Source organism: Caenispirillum salinarum AK4, assembly GCF_000315795.1.
GTDB lineage: Bacteria > Pseudomonadota > Alphaproteobacteria > Rhodospirillales > Rhodospirillaceae > Caenispirillum > Caenispirillum salinarum.
The window spans coordinates 183,261-198,297 of sequence record NZ_ANHY01000004.1; the positions used below are offsets into that span (position 1 = coordinate 183,261).

At 69.3% G+C, this 15,037-nt stretch carries 14 protein-coding genes; 7 read left to right on the plus strand and 7 right to left on the minus strand.

The window, feature by feature from the left end:
* Position 1 precedes the first annotated feature (1 nt).
* The 4 genes from C882_RS04300 to C882_RS04315 form a co-directional block, all read right to left on the minus strand.
* Positions 2–1,072 (minus strand): lysine-2,3-aminomutase-like protein, encoded by a 1,071-nt coding sequence (locus C882_RS04300; protein WP_009539326.1) that lies wholly within the window; start codon positions 1,070–1,072, stop codon positions 2–4.
* Positions 1,073–1,214: 142 nt separating this feature from the next.
* A complete protein-coding gene (locus C882_RS04305; RefSeq protein ID WP_043643587.1) occupies positions 1,215–1,574 on the minus strand; it encodes a hypothetical protein in 360 nt (119 codons plus the stop codon).
* 104 nt (positions 1,575–1,678) lie between these two features.
* The gene (locus tag C882_RS04310; protein ID WP_009539328.1) at positions 1,679–3,106 is read right to left on the minus strand and encodes a homospermidine synthase; all 1,428 of its coding nucleotides are present in this window, start codon (positions 3,104–3,106) and stop codon (positions 1,679–1,681) included.
* A gap of 108 nt (positions 3,107–3,214) precedes the next feature.
* Entirely contained in the window at positions 3,215–3,799 is a 585-nt protein-coding gene (locus C882_RS04315; RefSeq protein ID WP_009539329.1) for a phosphoribosyltransferase, read from the minus strand.
* Positions 3,800–3,995: 196 nt separating this feature from the next.
* Here C882_RS04315 and C882_RS22935 point away from each other — a divergent pair, with 196 nt between their 5' ends.
* From C882_RS22935 to C882_RS04330, 3 genes are all read left to right on the plus strand, one after another.
* Positions 3,996–5,408 (plus strand): sensor histidine kinase, encoded by a 1,413-nt coding sequence (locus C882_RS22935; RefSeq protein WP_009539330.1) that lies wholly within the window; start codon positions 3,996–3,998, stop codon positions 5,406–5,408.
* On the plus strand, positions 5,405–5,773 hold the full coding sequence (locus tag C882_RS04325) for a response regulator (protein WP_009539331.1): 369 nt from the start codon (positions 5,405–5,407) through the stop codon (positions 5,771–5,773). The genes C882_RS22935 and C882_RS04325 overlap by 4 nt, the downstream gene beginning before the upstream one ends.
* Positions 5,774–5,852: 79 nt before the next feature.
* Positions 5,853–6,254, plus strand: coding sequence for a DUF983 domain-containing protein (locus C882_RS04330; RefSeq protein WP_009539332.1), 402 nt, complete (start codon positions 5,853–5,855; stop codon positions 6,252–6,254).
* Between the two features lie 484 nt (positions 6,255–6,738).
* On the opposite strand, the gene C882_RS04335 is transcribed toward C882_RS04330, so the two are convergent.
* A complete protein-coding gene (locus tag C882_RS04335) occupies positions 6,739–10,446 on the minus strand; it encodes a vitamin B12-dependent ribonucleotide reductase (protein ID WP_009539333.1) in 3,708 nt (1,235 codons plus the stop codon).
* A gap of 537 nt (positions 10,447–10,983) precedes the next feature.
* Between C882_RS04335 and C882_RS04340 the strand changes: the two genes are divergently transcribed.
* From C882_RS04340 to C882_RS04355, 4 genes are all read left to right on the plus strand, one after another.
* Positions 10,984–11,340 carry an NADH:ubiquinone oxidoreductase subunit NDUFA12 gene (locus C882_RS04340; protein WP_009539334.1) on the plus strand — a complete coding sequence of 119 codons (357 nt, stop codon included), beginning with the start codon at positions 10,984–10,986 and terminating at the stop codon, positions 11,338–11,340.
* Between the two features lie 43 nt (positions 11,341–11,383).
* Positions 11,384–11,938, plus strand: a complete 555-nt coding sequence (locus C882_RS04345) for an MlaD family protein (RefSeq protein WP_009539335.1) — start codon at positions 11,384–11,386, stop codon at positions 11,936–11,938.
* Positions 11,939–11,961: 23 nt separating this feature from the next.
* Positions 11,962–12,417 carry an outer membrane lipid asymmetry maintenance protein MlaD gene (mlaD, locus tag C882_RS04350; RefSeq protein WP_009539336.1) on the plus strand — a complete coding sequence of 152 codons (456 nt, stop codon included), beginning with the start codon at positions 11,962–11,964 and terminating at the stop codon, positions 12,415–12,417.
* A gap of 71 nt (positions 12,418–12,488) precedes the next feature.
* Complete coding sequence (locus tag C882_RS04355; protein ID WP_236262466.1) at positions 12,489–12,914, plus strand: DUF2155 domain-containing protein; 426 nt, start codon at positions 12,489–12,491, stop codon at positions 12,912–12,914.
* Here C882_RS04355 and aat read toward each other — a convergent pair.
* Both aat and accC read right to left on the minus strand, forming a co-directional pair.
* Complete coding sequence (gene aat / locus C882_RS04360; protein ID WP_009539337.1) at positions 12,857–13,516, minus strand: leucyl/phenylalanyl-tRNA--protein transferase; 660 nt, start codon at positions 13,514–13,516, stop codon at positions 12,857–12,859. The two genes, C882_RS04355 and aat, sit on opposite strands and share 58 nt — an antisense overlap.
* A 164-nt stretch (positions 13,517–13,680) precedes the next feature.
* On the minus strand, positions 13,681–15,024 hold the full coding sequence (gene accC, locus C882_RS04365) for an acetyl-CoA carboxylase biotin carboxylase subunit (RefSeq protein ID WP_009539338.1): 1,344 nt from the start codon (positions 15,022–15,024) through the stop codon (positions 13,681–13,683).
* Between the last annotated feature and the right edge of the window lie 13 nt (positions 15,025–15,037).

The following is a 15,037-nucleotide window of genomic DNA, read 5'->3' on the forward strand; positions in this document are numbered from 1 at the left end:
GTCAGGCGCCTCCCTCGGGCACGGGCGGATAACGGTGCGGGCGGCCCCAGGGATCGTCCACCATGGTGGCATCCGTGCGGCCGGGATCGTCGTGCAGGGCATCGGGCCCGACCGGCACCTTGCCGTGCCCGCCGGGAATGTCCAGGACATAGGTCGGCTGGCAGAGCCCCGATACCACGCCCCGCAGGCCCTTCACCAGCCGCCGTCCCTCGGCCAGCGGCAGGCGGAAGTGCCCGGTGCCCTCGGCCAGGTCGGGATGGTGCAGGTAATAGGGCTTGATGCGGTGGCGCACCATGGCGCGGAACAGGTCGGTCAGCGCCTCGGGCGTGTCGTTGACGCCCTTCAAGAGCACCGTCTGCCCCACCAGCGGAATGCCGGCGCCGGACAGGCGCCCGAGCGCGGCGCGCGTTTCGGCGGTGAACTCGGCGACGTGGTTGGCGTGAACCGCCAGCCAGACGACCGAGTCCTCCGCCGCCGACAGCGCGTCCACCAGCGCCGGCGTGACGCGGGCGGGGTCATGCACGGGCAGGCGTGAATGCAGGCGGATGACGCCGACGTGGGGAATGGCGTCCAACCGCGCGACCAGGGCCTTCAGCCGCCGCGGGCTGAGCACCAGCGGGTCGCCGCCGGTCAGGATCACTTCCCAGATATCCGGCCGGTCGGCGACGTAGGCCACGGCGCGGTCCAGGTCTGCGTCGGGCAGCAGGCCGTCGCCCTGGCCGACGACGGCGCGGCGGAAGCAGAAGCGGCAGTAGGCCGCGCAGACCTCCACCGGCATGAGCAGCACCCGGTCCGGGTAGCGGTGGACCAGGCCCGGCACGGGGCTGTGGACATCGTCGCCGATGGGGTCGGCCCGCTCCTCCGGGGTGGTCGCAAGCTCGGCCGCCGAGGGCACGAACTGACGCGCCAGCGCCGCGCGCGCCGCTTCCGTCGGCGCCTCGGCCATGGCTGCCTCAAGGTGCGGCGTCAGGCGCACGGCGAAGCGCTCCGCCACCCGCGCCAGGGCGTCGGTGTCGGTGCGGGCGCCGGTGTCGGCAAGGTCGGCCAGGGCGGGGGAAGCGTCAGTCGCCATCGCGGTCCGGGGCGGAGGGTCGTAGGGCCTGCAACGCAGCGGGGCGACCGTCGCCGGCCGCCCCACCATGTGTCTCGGAGCCGTGAATGTCGGGACAGGCGTCCCGCTTGTCAATGTCGATCCGCCGCGGCGGCGCCGGTCCTCAGACCGGCACGGGCTGGATCTGGTTGGGACGGCTCTTGCGGTCGGAGACCAGCAGCCGCATGGCGGTCTCGAACGCCTGGCGCACGGCGCCGGCCACGGCCAATCCGGGCTCCTGGCGGCCGGTCTTGGCCTCGGCGTGGATGGTGCGCAGGCCGCGCCCGCGGATGTTGACGGTCAGCGCCACCTTGATGGCCGGCGTCCGGCGGCCGCGCCCCAGCTCGCGCGACACAGTCAGTCGGCCGTGGGTGAGGGCCGAGCAGGCATGGCCGAGCTTTTCGGAGCGGTCCTCGATATCGGACAGAAGGGCGGGGGAGGATTGCAGGTCAATGAAACGCACGTCGATGGGAAACATCGTCATCCCCTTATCGTGGTTGACCCCGAGACCTCCATCATGTGGCCGCCGGCCCGCCCGCATCAACCGTTCGATGCGCGCGGGCCCGGCGTTTGGCGCAGGTCCGATGCTCAGGAAACGCGCACGTTGGAAAACTGCCAGGGATCATCCGTGTTCACGTCCTCGGGGAACAGCCGCTCGCGGTCCTGAAGCGGCGTCCAGTCGCCCCAGGCGCCCACCACGTCGCCCAGGTAGGGGCGGCAGAGGTCGAGGATGCGGGCGTAATCCATGTCCTCGGGCTCCACCACGCCGGCGCGCGGGTTCTCCAGCGCCCAGACCATGCCGGCCAGCGCCGCGACCGTCACCTGCAGCGAGGTCGCGTTGTTGTAGGGCGCCAGGTCGCGGGCCTGGTCGATGGACAGGCGCGAGCCGTACCAGTAGACGCCCTTGTCGTTGCCGCACAGCAGCACGCCCAGTTCGTCGATGCCCGAGACGATCTCGTCCATCAACAGGCGCTGGGTGCCCTGCATGCGCCAGTTCTTGCCGGCCAGCTCGTGCACCGACAGCACGGCGTCGTCGCAGGGGTGATAGGCGTAGTGCACCGTCGGGCGGTAGTCGAGGAACCCGGCCCCGTCGCGCAGGGTCAGGTAGTCTGCCAGCGAGATGCTTTCGTTGTGCGTGATGAGGAAGCCGTGGAACGGCCCCTCCAGCGGCGTCCAGGTGCGCACGCGGGTCGAGGCGCCGGGGCGCATGAGGTAGATCGCGGCGTCGCTGCCGAACTCGTGCCGGCGGCCGTCGAGCGGGATGCCGTTCTCGTGGCTGCCCCAGCCCAGTTCGGCGGGCTGGCAGCCTTCGCCGACGAAGCCCTCAATGGACCAGGTGTTGACGAACTCGCCCACCGCCTTGGGCTGGTTGGCGACCTGGGTGTCGCGCTCGGCGATGTGGATGACCTTGATGCCCAGGGCCTTGGCCAGCCGCGCCCAGCCCTCGCGGTCGGCCGGCGCCGTCGCCTCCGCCGCGCCGGTCTCGGCGGCCATGTCCAGCAGCGCCTGCTTGACGAAGTGGTTGACCAGCCCGGGGTTGGCGCCGTGGCAGACCACCGCCGTGGGGGCGCCGTCGTTGTCCGGCTCCCGCCGCAGGTCGAGCGCCGATTCGCGCAGGGCATAGTTGGACCGCTGCGACGGCGTCAGGCTGGTGTCGGTGTAGGCGCCGCCCCAGGGCTCCACCACCGTATCCAGGTACAACGCGCCGACCTCGCGGCACAGGCGCATGAGCGCCACCGACGAGACGTCCACCGACAGGTTCAGCAGGAAGTCGCCCTCGCCCAGCAGCGGCTCCAGCAGGGCGCGGTGGTTGTCCTCGGTCACCGGCTCCAGGCGGAAGGTGACGCCCAGGTCCTCGGCCACCTCCTTGCCGCGCTCCTCGGCGGTGATGATGGTGATGCGGTCCCTGGGCATGTCCACATGGCGCAGGATCAACGGCAGGACGCCCTGGCCGATGGAGCCGAAGCCGACGATGACGAGGCGGCCGGGAAAGGTGACATAGGTGCTGTCGGTCATGCGGGAGGTCCCCCTGGCGTGGTTCGGGCATCCCCTTACGGAATCGCGGGCAGGTGTGCAATCGCGAAAGCAACGCGCCGGCTGCGCGTCCCGGTTTCGCGGGCGGGGTCAGTCCACCACCGCAACATGGTCCAGCTCGCGGAACCGTTCGGCCCAGTCGATGCCGTAGCCGACCACGAACCGGTCGGGAATGGTGAAGCCCGTGAAGTCCGCCGGACAGTCCACCACCCGGCGCTCGGGCTTGTCCAGCAGGACGGCCAGTGCGGTGCGTCCGGCGCCGGCGTCGCGCATCAGGTCCAGGGCGCGGGCGGCGGTGCGGCCCGAATCGAGGACGTCCTCCACCACCAGCACGGTCTCGCCCTCCACCTCCGGCAGCGCACCGGACCGTGTGACGGTGCCCGAGCTTTCCCTGGCTGCGCCGTAGCTGGCGAGCTGCAGGAACTGCACCCGCAGGCGCACCTTCGCGCCGTGGCGGCCCAGCGCCCGCAACAGGTCGGCGGCGAAGACGAAAGCGCCCTTCAGCACCGGGATCATGGTGATGTCCGGCCCCAGCTCGCGCACGATGTCGGCGGCCATGGCGTCGAGCCGGGCGGCGATGTCCTCGGCCGAGATCAGCGTCTGCGGCGTCGCCTGGTCGGGATCGGTGGGGGCCGTGCGCGTCAGGTCGGACGGCTGGCGGGGCATCTCGGTCATGATCGGCCTCGCAGAGGCAGTGGGCGCGGACGGCGGACGGCTCGTCCACTATAGCGATGACGGCCGCCGACACAACGCCGGCGCCCTCGGCGCACGGACCCGATGGGCGGCGGGCGCGTTGTGGTTTGGGTTGACTTGCTCGGCGGTTCCCCGCGTGATCCCCTGAGATAATCTTTCATTCGCTAAAGGACCGGAAATGTCCGCGCCCGGCTCGGCCCTGCATGAAGAGGACCAACACCTGCGAACACTTTTCCAGGCCGCGCCCTTCCTTGTCGCAGCCACGGAAGGACCGGCGCATCGCCTGGCATGGGGCAACGACTGCTTTGCCGAGTTCTTCGGCGCCCATGCCGTCGTCGGCGCGCCGCTGCACGAGGCCGTGCCCGACCTGGTGGCGCAGCACGTGGTGGCGGCGATGGACGGCGTCTACGCGGGTGGACCGTCCCGCGAGTTGCGGGCGGTGCCGCTGACCATCCCCACCGCCGGACCGCCGCGCCGGCGCATGATGGACCTGTCGGTGCATCCCCGCCGCGGGCCGGACGGGGCCGTCGTCGGCCTGCACCTGCACGGCGCTGACGTCACCAGCGGCCGGCGGCAGCGGTCGCAGGCCGCCCGCCGGGCGCAGGAACAGCGGACCGAGCTTGAAGCGCTCTACAACAAGGCGCCCGTGGGGCTGGTGATGTTCGACCGCGACCTGCGCTTCGTGCGTGTGAACGAGCGCCTGGCCGAGATCAACGGCCTGCCGCCGGACGCCCACCCCGGGCGGCTGGTGTGGGATGTGGTGCCCGACCCCAACATCCGCCGCATCGCCGAGCCGTTGCTGCGCGGCGTCCTCGAGACCGGCGAGGGATGCACGGTGGAGCTGGAGGGCGAGACCCTCAGCCAGCCCGGCGTCGTGCGTCAGTGGATCGAGCATTTCTATCCCCTGCTGGACGAGCAGGGCGATGTCGTGGGCGTCGGCGCGGCGGTGGAGGAAGTGACCGAACGCCACCGCGCCGAACGCCGGCGCGCCGAATCCGAGTACCAGCGCGAAATCCTGGTGCAGGAACTGGCCCACCGCGTGAAGAACACGCTGGCGACGGTGCAGAGCATCGTCATGCGCACCCTTTCCGGCCATGTGGAGGCGGCGCCGCTCAAGGTGCTCACGGAGCGCCTGGAGGCCCTCGCCAAGACGCACACCCTGCTGGCCGAGAACTGCTGGGCCGTGGACCTGACGCTGGTGGCGCAGGGAGAGCTGGCGCCCTACGGCGCCAGGGCCCACGCGCGGGGTCCCGAGGTGGCGCTGCACGCGCGCGCGGCGGTGGCGCTGACGCTCACCCTGCACGAACTGGCGACCAATGCCGCCAAGCACGGTGCCCTGTCCGGCGACTCCGGGCGGATCGATCTTTCCTGGGAGGTCGCTGCCGAAAGTGGCAACGATCGCCCTGCCTTGATGGTTGTATGGAAGGAATCCGGAGGACAGCCGGTGGCCGAGCCCAGCCGATCCGGATTCGGAACCCGGCTGATCCGGCGGGTGGTGCCCCATGACCTGGACGGGACCGTCGACCTGCGGTTCGAGCCGACCGGCGCCGTCTGCCGCCTGACCATGCCGATGCACGAGGTGTGTCCGTGACCGACGATCGCCTTTCCGGCCTGCGCGTGCTGCTGGTCGAGGACGAGGCCCTGGTGGCCATGTACGTGGAGGACCTGCTGGAGGACGCGGGCTGCGAGATCGTCGGGCCGGTGCCGCGGCTGGATGCGGCGCTGTCCGTCATCGCGGCCGGGCCCGTGGACCTCGCGATCCTGGACGTCAACCTGAATGGGGAAAAGGTCTGGCCGGCGGCCGATGCCCTGAAGGCCCGCGGCGTGCCCTATGTCTTCCTGACCGGCTATGCCGCCGGCGCCGTGCCCGGCGCTCATGCCGCCGTCACGCGGTTGCCCAAGCCCCTCAAGCCCTCGGACCTGTTCAGCACGCTTCGCACCGTCGCCGGACGGTGATTGCGCGGCGGGGGCGGGGAGCGGCTATAGTGGACGGGTCCGCATCGTGCTTCGACAGTCAAGGAAGACGCCCGCCGCCATGACGTCAGCCGACACCCTTCGCACCGAAGACCGCCCCGGCGTCCGCCTGCCCACCCTGTGGCGCGGCGCCCGCTGCCGCTGCCCGCGCTGCGGCAGGGGCAGGGTCCTGCACAGCTACCTGAAGGTGCGCGAGGCCTGCGCCGTCTGCGGCACCCGCTTCGGGCACCTGCGGGTGGACGACGGCGCCGCATGGCTGGCGCTCAGCCTGGTGGGGCTGCTGGTGTTCCCGGCGCTGATGTACGTGGAGATCGCCCACCAGCCCGACGTGACGCTGACCATCATCGGGGCGGTGCTGGCGGCGCTGGTGCTCACCCTGGTGCTGCTGCCCGTCAGCAAGGGGATCATCCTGGCCGTGCTGTGGGCGCTGGAGCGCAAAGGGAACACGGTGCCCGACCAGTAGGGGACGGGCTTTGCTCCGCCGCGAGCGTGTTCAGGAACGGCCAGGGTTGCCGCCGTGTGTGGGCCCCGGCTTTCAAGGCTGTGCAGACATCGGTGGACGTGCCCGGACAGGAGCGCAGGAGGATGGTCGGCATCGTATGTCGATTCCTGCTTCTAAAACAAGAGCTTAAAACGCCGTCGCACTTGCGATCACAGTGCCCCGCACGCTCCGTCGGCCGTCCGTTGGACACCTCCGGGCGGCAACCGCCGATTTGCTGGCACTCCACTTTCGCCCACGAAAAAGGCCGCGCCGGTTGCCCGACGGCGGCCTTTCTCAGCGCGGGCGGCAGGGAGAGAGAAGAGGAAAAACCCGATCCCCGCCGCGCGCCGTCTTGTATACCGTCTACACTCTCAACGGAAGAGCCGACCGCCGGACTTATGGCGTCCGGTCGGCCGGTTCCCCGAGGCTCTCTCTCCTCTCGGCCCTGGGTCGGGCCGGCTGCCGGTTACGAGCAGCCGGTGGTCGACCCGCAGCTGTCGCACTTCAGGCAGGTGCCGTTGCGCACCAGCGTGAAGTTGCCGCATTCGGGGCAGTTGTCGCCCTCGTAGCCCTTCATGCGGGCTTCCGCCACCCGGCTGGCGCGTCCCGAGGCCGAGCCCACCGCCGCCGAGGTCGCGCCGGCGGCCGAGACGCTGGCAGTCGCCGCCGCAGTGGCGGAGTGGCCGTGGCCGTCGGTGCCGGTGGCCCGGGCGGTGACGGTAAAGCCCGCCTCCTTCTCGCGGTTGGCCGCCCGGTTCAGGACATAGAGGTTCGACCGCACGTAGCCCTTGGAGATGCCGCGCTCAAGCGCCGTTTCGCCCCATTCCTCGATGTCGCCCTCGTCGTGGCCGCCGCCCATGACGTCGTGGCCGATGCTTTCCGGGTCCACGTGAGCCAGTTCGTTGCGGGCCAGGTAGCTGATCGCCAACTCGCGGAACAGATAGTCGATGATGCTGGTCGCCATCTTGATGGTGGCGTTGCCCTCGACCATGCCCGACGGCTCGAAGCGGGTGAAGGTGAAGGCCTCCACGTATTCCTCCAGCGGCACGCCGTACTGCAGGCCGATGGACACCGCGATGGCGAAGTTGTTCATCAACGAGCGGAAGGCGGCGCCCTCCTTGTGCATGTCGATGAAGATCTCGCCCAGCTTGCCGTCCTCGTACTCGCCGGTACGCAGGTAGACCTTGTGCCCGCCGACGACGGCCTTCTGGGTGTAGCCCTTGCGGCGGTCCGGCATGCGGCGGCGCTGCGCGGTGTAGCGCTCGACGATGCGTTCGGCCATCACCTCGGCCTTCTGGGTCGGGGTCGGGGCGGCGGCGAGCGCCTCGGTGATGGTGGGCGCCTCGGCGTCCGCGTCGTCGTCGTTGTCGGCCTCGGGCAGTTCGTCCAGTACGGCGGCGGCCAGCGGCTGGCTGAGCTTCGATCCGTCACGGTAGAGCGCGTTCGCCTTGATGCCCAGCTGCCACGACAGCATGTAGGCCTGCTTGCAGTCCTCGATGGTGGCGGAGTTCGGCATGTTGATGGTCTTGGAGATCGCGCCCGTGATGAAGGGCTGCGCCGAGGCCATCATGCGGATGTGCGCCTCCGCCGTGAGATACCGCTTGCCGATGCGGCCACAGGGGTTGGCGCAGTCGAACACCGGCAGGTGCTCGGGCTTCAGGCCCGGCGCGCCTTCCACGGTCATGGCGCCGCAGACGTAGGTGTTCGCCGCCTCGATCTCGGCCTTGGTGAAGCCCAGCGCCGACAGCATGTCGAAGGTGAAATCGTTGAGCTGCGCGTCGGTGAGGCCCAGCGTCTCCTTGCAGAACGCTTCGCCGAGCGTCCACTTGTTGAAGGCGAACTTGATGTCGAAGGCGCTTTTCAGCGCGCCCTCCAGCTTCTCAAGCTCTTCGGCGCCGAAGCCCTTGGCCTTGAGGCTCTGCGGGTTGATGTGCGGCGCGCCTTTCAGGCCGCCGTGCCCGACGGCGTAGTTGATGATGCCGTCGATGGTGGCGTCGTCGTAGCCGAGCGTGCGCAGGGCGGTGGGCACCAGGCGGTTGATGATCTTGAAGTAGCCGCCGCCCGCCAGCTTCTTGAACTTCACCAGGGCGAAATCGGGCTCGATGCCGGTGGTGTCGCAGTCCATCACCAGGCCGATGGTGCCCGTCGGCGCAATGACGGTGGTCTGGGCGTTGCGGAAGCCGTGCTCGGTGCCCAGCTCCAGCGCCCGGTCCCAGGCCCACTGGGCGGCTTCCACCACGTCCTCGTCGGGGCAGTGGGCGCCGTTCAGCGCGATCGGCTTGATGGACAGGCCCTCGTAGCCGGTGTGTTCGCCATGAGCGGCGCGGCGGTGGTTGCGGATGACCCGCAGCATGGCGTCGCGGTTTTCGTCATAGCCCGGGAAGGCGCCCAGCTCCTGCGCCATCTCGGCCGAGGTGGCGTAGGACACGCCCGTCATCAGGGCGGAGATGGCGCCGCACAGGGCGCGGCCGGCGTCGCTGTCGTAGGAGATGCCGTTGGCCATCAGCAGGCCGCCGATGTTGGCATAGCCCAGGCCCAGCGTGCGGAACTTGTACGACAGCTCGGCGATGCGGTCGGCCGGGAACTGGGCCATCAGCACGCTGATCTCCAGCACCACCGTCCACAGGCGGCAGGCGTGCTCGAAGGCCTTGACGTCGAAGCTGCCGTCCTCGTTGCGGAAGGTCAGCAGGTTCAGCGACGCCAGGTTGCAGGCCGTGTCGTCCAGGAACATGTATTCCGAGCACGGGTTGGAGCCGTTGATGCGACCCGACTCGGGGCAGGTGTGCCACTCGTTGATGGTGGTGTCGAACTGCAGGCCCGGATCGGCGCAGGACCAGGCGGCATAGCCGATCTTGTCCCACAGGTCCTTGGCCTTGACCGTGTCCTTGACCTTGCCGGTGGTGCGGCTGCGCAGGGTCCAGTCCTCGTCGCGGGTGACGGCGTCGAGGAAGTCGTTGGTCACGCGCACGCTGTTGTTGGAGTTCTGGCCCGAGACGGTCAGGTAGGCTTCCGAGTCCCAGTCGCTGTTGTACTCGGGGAAGATGATCTCGTCATGGCCCTGGCGCGCGAACTGGATGACGCGCTGGATGTAGTTCTCCGACACCAGCGCCTTGCGGGCGGCGATGATGGCCTTCTTGAGCGCGCGGTTGACCTTGGGGTCGAAGCGCTCCTCGCCGTCGGCGGCGCCGTCCCACTCCTTGGTCGCCTTCATGATGGCGTTGAGGTGGCGGTTGCACTGCTTGGAGCCGGTGACCAGCGCGGCGACCTTCTGCTCCTCGTGCGTCTTCCAGTCGATGAAGGCCTCGATGTCGGGGTGGTCGACGTCGACGATCACCATCTTGGCCGCGCGCCGCGTGGTGCCGCCCGACTTGATGGCGCCGGCGGCGCGGTCACCGATCTTCAGGAAGCTCATCAGGCCCGACGACTTGCCGCCGCCGGCCAGGCGCTCGCCCTCGCCGCGCAAGCGCGAGAAGTTGGTGCCGGTGCCCGAACCGTACTTGAACAGCCGCGCCTCGCGCACCCACAGGTCCATGATGCCGCCGTCGTTCACCAGGTCGTCCTGGATGGACTGGATGAAGCACGCATGGGGCTGGGGGTGCTCGTACGCCGACTGGGACTTCACCAGCTTGCCGGTCTTGTAGTCCACGTAGGAATGCCCCTGGGCCGGGCCGTCGATGCCGTACGCCCAGTGCAGGCCGGTGTTGAACCACTGCGGGGAGTTCGGCGCGCCCATCTGGGTGCACAGCATGAAGCGCATTTCGTCGAAGAAGGCGCGCGCGTCCTCTTCCGTGTCGAAATAGCCGCCCTTCCAGCCCCAGTAGGTCCAGGTGCCGGCCAGGCGGTCGAACACCTGCTTGGCGCTGGTCTCGCCGACCACGCGCTCGTCCGCCGGCAGCTTTTCCAGGGCGGCGGCGTCGGGGGCCTTGCGCCACAGCCACGAAGGAACGTCGTTTTCCTCGACCGGCGTCAGCGCGGCGGGCACGCCGGCCTTGCGGAAGTACTTCTGGGCCAGCACGTCGCTGGCCACCTGGGACCAGTCGGCGGGGACCTCGATCTCGTCGGCCTTGAAGACAACCGAGCCGTCCGGATTGCGGATCTCGCTGGACGTATGGCGGAAGCCGATGTCGGCGTAGGGCGACTGGCCCTCCTGCGTGAACAGGCGACGGATCTGCATGGCAGGTGTTCCCCTAGATGTTGTGTTGGGCGGGCAGTGCCGCGACGTGACCTCTGACGGCCTCGTTCCCCCTCGGCCGGGCGGCGCGCCGATTGTCCCCTCAGCGTCGCCGACAAGGACTGAGCCTAGGCGAAGGTCATAGAGCGGGCAACTGAATTTTGTGCTTGCAATGCCCGTGTAACACTAGATGTGGGATGACCTGTGGATATATCGGGGGATGGCGCGGGGAGGGCGCGGAACAACCGCCGCCACCGCCCGGTTTCCCTGCGCCTTGCGGGCGGTGGAGGACCGCAGGCGGTGTTATCCACAGCTGTGGAGGAATCCTTGAGAGACGCGAACGGCCACCACATGTAGTCCCGCAGCCCCGCCCCGCCGGCTCCTGGCCGCGACGGTGCTGGACGCGGGCTGCGCTTTACGCCATAGTGCGGCCCGATCCGCCGTCCGGTGCTTCCGGTCGGCCGGCCCCGTTTTGTTCAAGAGGCTCCCGCGCCCGAATCCCGCGCGGGCTGAAAGCGTACCCACCGGAGCGACCGTCACATGATCACCGGGACCCTGTTCACCACGTGGCTCAAGGGCGAGTTCGTCGGCAAGGACCAGTACGGCAACCGCTACTTCCAGGAGCGCAAGCAGCCGAAGCCCGGCCGGCGCCGCAAGCGGTGGGTGCTGTACAACGGCAAGATCGAGGCGTCCAAGATCCCGCCGGAATGGCATGCCTGGCTGCACTACACCACCGCCGAGCCCATCAAGGTCGACGAGAAGAAGCCCTGGATGAAGGAGCACCTGCCCAACCTGTCCGGCACGGTGAACGCCTATGTCCCCAGCGGCGACGACCGCCGCGGCGGCAAGCGCGACAAGGGCACCGGCGACTACGAGGCGTGGACCCCCGGCTCCTGACGGGGCGGGCGGTCGGCATGCCAGCGACTCGGGCGGCGTCGTCATGAACAGTCGCGCCAAGGAAACCCTCTACGGCACGCTTACGGTCGGCCTCCTGGCGGCCCTCCTGACGTTCAACGTCCTGGAGCGCCATGAGACGGCCGTGGTGCAGAACGGTCTCGTGACGCTGACCGCCACCTTCAACCGGGTGGACGGGCTGGCCGAGGGCGCGCCCGTGCGCATGGCCGGCGTGCCCGTCGGCGTCGTCGACGAGATGCGCCTGACCGACCGCTTCGGGGCCGAGGCCGTGCTGAAAGTGCGCGAGGACGTGCCGCTGCCCGACGATACGGCCGCCATCATCGAGACCGAAGGCCTGTTCGGCTCCAAGTACATCGAACTGCAGCCCGGCGGGTCGCTGGACAACCTTCAGCCCGGCGACACCATCAGCTTCACCCAGGATTCGGTGATTCTGGAGGAGCTGCTGTCCAAGATCATCGCGCGCGCCAAAGCCGCCCGCGGGGCGAGCGCCGACCAGCCGGTGGACGGCGGGACCGGCGCGGACGGAACAGGGGCCGGCGGCGCGGCCGGCGGCAATCCGTTTCCGTCCCTTTCGGACTGACGCGGCGCAGGGGGAGGCAAGGCATGGGACGCAATCCGATCGAGACGATCCTGGGCGCGGTGGTGCTGGTGGTGGCGGGCCTGTTCCTGGCCTTCGCCTATTCCATGGCCGACGTGCAGACCGTCGACGGTTACCCGCTGACCGCGGTGTTCAACAAGACCGGCGACCTGACGGTGGGCGCCGACGTCCGCGTGTCTGGCATCAAGGTCGGCACGGTGACCGAACAGCGGCTGGACACCGATACCTTCCGCGCGCTGGTCGGCATGACCATCACGCCGGACGTGCAGCTGCCCGCCGACTCGACGGCCTCCATCGTCTCCGACGGCCTGCTGGGCGGCCAGTACGTGAAGCTGCAGCCCGGTTCCGCCACGGAAAAGCTGCAATCGGGCGCCACCATCGACAACACCGAGGACTTCCAGGCCCTGGAGGACATGGTGGGCGACATCATCTTCCTCGCCACCCAGGGCGGCACGCAGTAGCCCGCGCCCGCCGCCGCCCGGCCGGTCCTCGGGCCGCTTTCGCCGATTCGTCAATGGATGTGCCTGTTCCCATGCCGCTGACCCGCATGCCGCCGCTGAAGACCGCCCTGTCCGCTCTCGCCGCACTTCTCGCTGCCCCGGTCGCGGTTCCGCAGCCGAGCGCCGCCGCCGACCTGGAGGGCGACATGGCCGTCCTGCAATGGCTGGACAAGGTGACGGCGCGGGTGTCCACCATCGAGGCACCGGTGGGCGAGACGGTGCGAATCGGCACCCTGGAAATCCTGGTGCGCGCCTGCCGCTACCGCCCGCCCGAGGAAACGCCGGAAGAGGCCGCCTTCCTGGACATCACGGAAAGCAAGCCCGGCGCGCCGTCGCAGGAGGTCTTCCGCGGCTGGATGTTCGCCTCCAGCCCCGCGCTGTCGGCCATGGAGCATCCCATCTACGATGTCTGGGTGCTGGACTGCTTCAGCAGGGAAACCACCCGCGCCGACGGGTAGTCGCCGTCGAACCGCGCCTGCCGCTTGAGCGCGTCGTTCAGCAGGCGGTGATAGGCCGCCCGCGGGATCTCGATGGCGCCGAAGCGTTCCAGGTGCTCGGTGATGAACTGGGTGTCCAGCAGGGTGAACCCGCCGCCGATCAGCCGCGCCACCAGATGGCAGAGCGCCACCTTGCTGGCGTCGGTGACGCGCGAGAACATGCTCTCGCCGAAGAACGCCGACCCCAGCCGCAGGCCGTAGAGCCCGCCCACCAGCTCGCCCCCCAGGCGGCATTCCACGCTGTGGGCGTAGCCCATCCCGTGCAGGTCGACGAACAGCTCGGCGATCTTGTCGTTGATCCAGGTTTCCGTGCGCCCCGGCGCCGGCGCGGCGCAGCCCTCCAGAACGCCCTCGAAATCGCGGTCCACCGAAATCTCGAAGGAGCCGCGCCTGAGCGTCTTGATCAGGGACTTTGGAACGTGGAAGGCATCCAGCGGAATAATGCCCCGCTCGTCGGGGTCGACCCAGTACAGGGTGCGGCCCCGGCGGGAGCGCGCCATGGGAAAGACGCCGCTGGCATAGGCGCGCAAGAGGAGGTCCGGCGTGACGGGCAATTCGGTCATGTGCTCTGGCCGGCCCTCCGTTTGTGTGCGCCCGACGCTGCCGCGTCAGCCCGGCGCTGTGTGCTCCGCACACGCCGTCGGCTTCGCGACCCAGGGGGCCTTTCCCGCCCGCGGGCGTTCGGAAAAGGCCCTCGCCCCAACGGCCTACGCCGGCATCACCGTCCTCAGACCTCCCCGGCGACGAACTTTTCGAGCCAGCGGATGTCGTAGGCGCCGTTCTGGAAGTCCTGGACCTCCATCAGCCGCTGGTGCAGCGGGATGGTGGTCTTGACCCCGTCGACGACGTACTCGCCCAGCGCGCGCTTCAGCCGCATCAGGCATTCGGTGCGGTTGTTGCCCTGCACGATGAGCTTCGCGATCATGCTGTCGTAATGGGGCGGGATAGACAAGCCCGCATAAAGCCCACTGTCGACGCGGACACCCAGGCCGCCCGGCGCGTGGTAGCCCTGGATCTTGCCCGGGTTGGGGGCAAAGGTCTCGGGGTCCTCGGCGTTGATGCGGCACTCGATGGCGTGGCCGGTAAAGAAGATGTCGTCCTGGGTGTAGCCCAGCGGCGCGCCGGCGGCGATGCGGATCTGCTCGCGCACCAGGTCGATGCCGGTCACGGCCTCGGTCACCGGGTGTTCCACCTGCAGGCGCGTGTTCATCTCGATGAAGAAGAACTCGCCGTTCTCGTACAGGAACTCGATGGTGCCGGCGTTGCGGTAGCCGAGCCGGGTCATGGCGTCGACGGCCACCTTGCCGATGGCCTTGCGCTGCTCGTCGTTGAGCGCCGGCGAGGGGGCTTCCTCCAGCACCTTCTGGTGCTTGCGCTGGAGCGAGCAGTCGCGCTCGCCCAGGTGCACCACGGTGCCGTGGTTGTCGCCCAGCACCTGGATCTCGATGTGGCGCGGGTTGCCCAGGTACTTTTCCATGTAGACTTCGGGATTGCCGAAGGCACTCTTGGCCTCGGTGCGCGCCGTCGACCAGGCCTCCAGCAGCTCGGACGGGTCGCGGGCCACCTTCATGCCGCGCCCGCCGCCGCCGGCCGAGGCCTTGATGAGGACGGGGTAGCCCGTTTCCTCGGCGACGCGCTTGGCCTCCTCGGCGCTTTCCACCGCCCCGGCGGAGCCAGGCACGCAGGGCAGGCCGCTGTCCAGCGCCGCCTTCTTGGCCGTGACCTTGTCGCCCATCATGCGGATGTGGGCCGGCGAGGGGCCGATCCAGGTGAAGCCGTGGTCTTCCACCATTTCGGCGAAGTCGGCGTTCTCCGACAGGAAGCCGTAGCCGGGGTGGATGGCATCCGCCCCGGTGATGGTGGCGGCCGACAGCACGGCGGCCCGGTTCAGGTAGCTTTGCGACGCGGGCGCCGGGCCGATGCACACGCTCTCGTCGGCCAGCCGGACGTGCATGGCGTCGGCGTCGGCGGTGGAGTGCACGGCGACCGTCTTGATGCCCATCTCGCGGCAGGCGCGGTGGATGCGAAGCGCGATCTCGCCGCGGTTGGCGATAAGGACCTTGTCGAACATGCGCTTTAGCCGA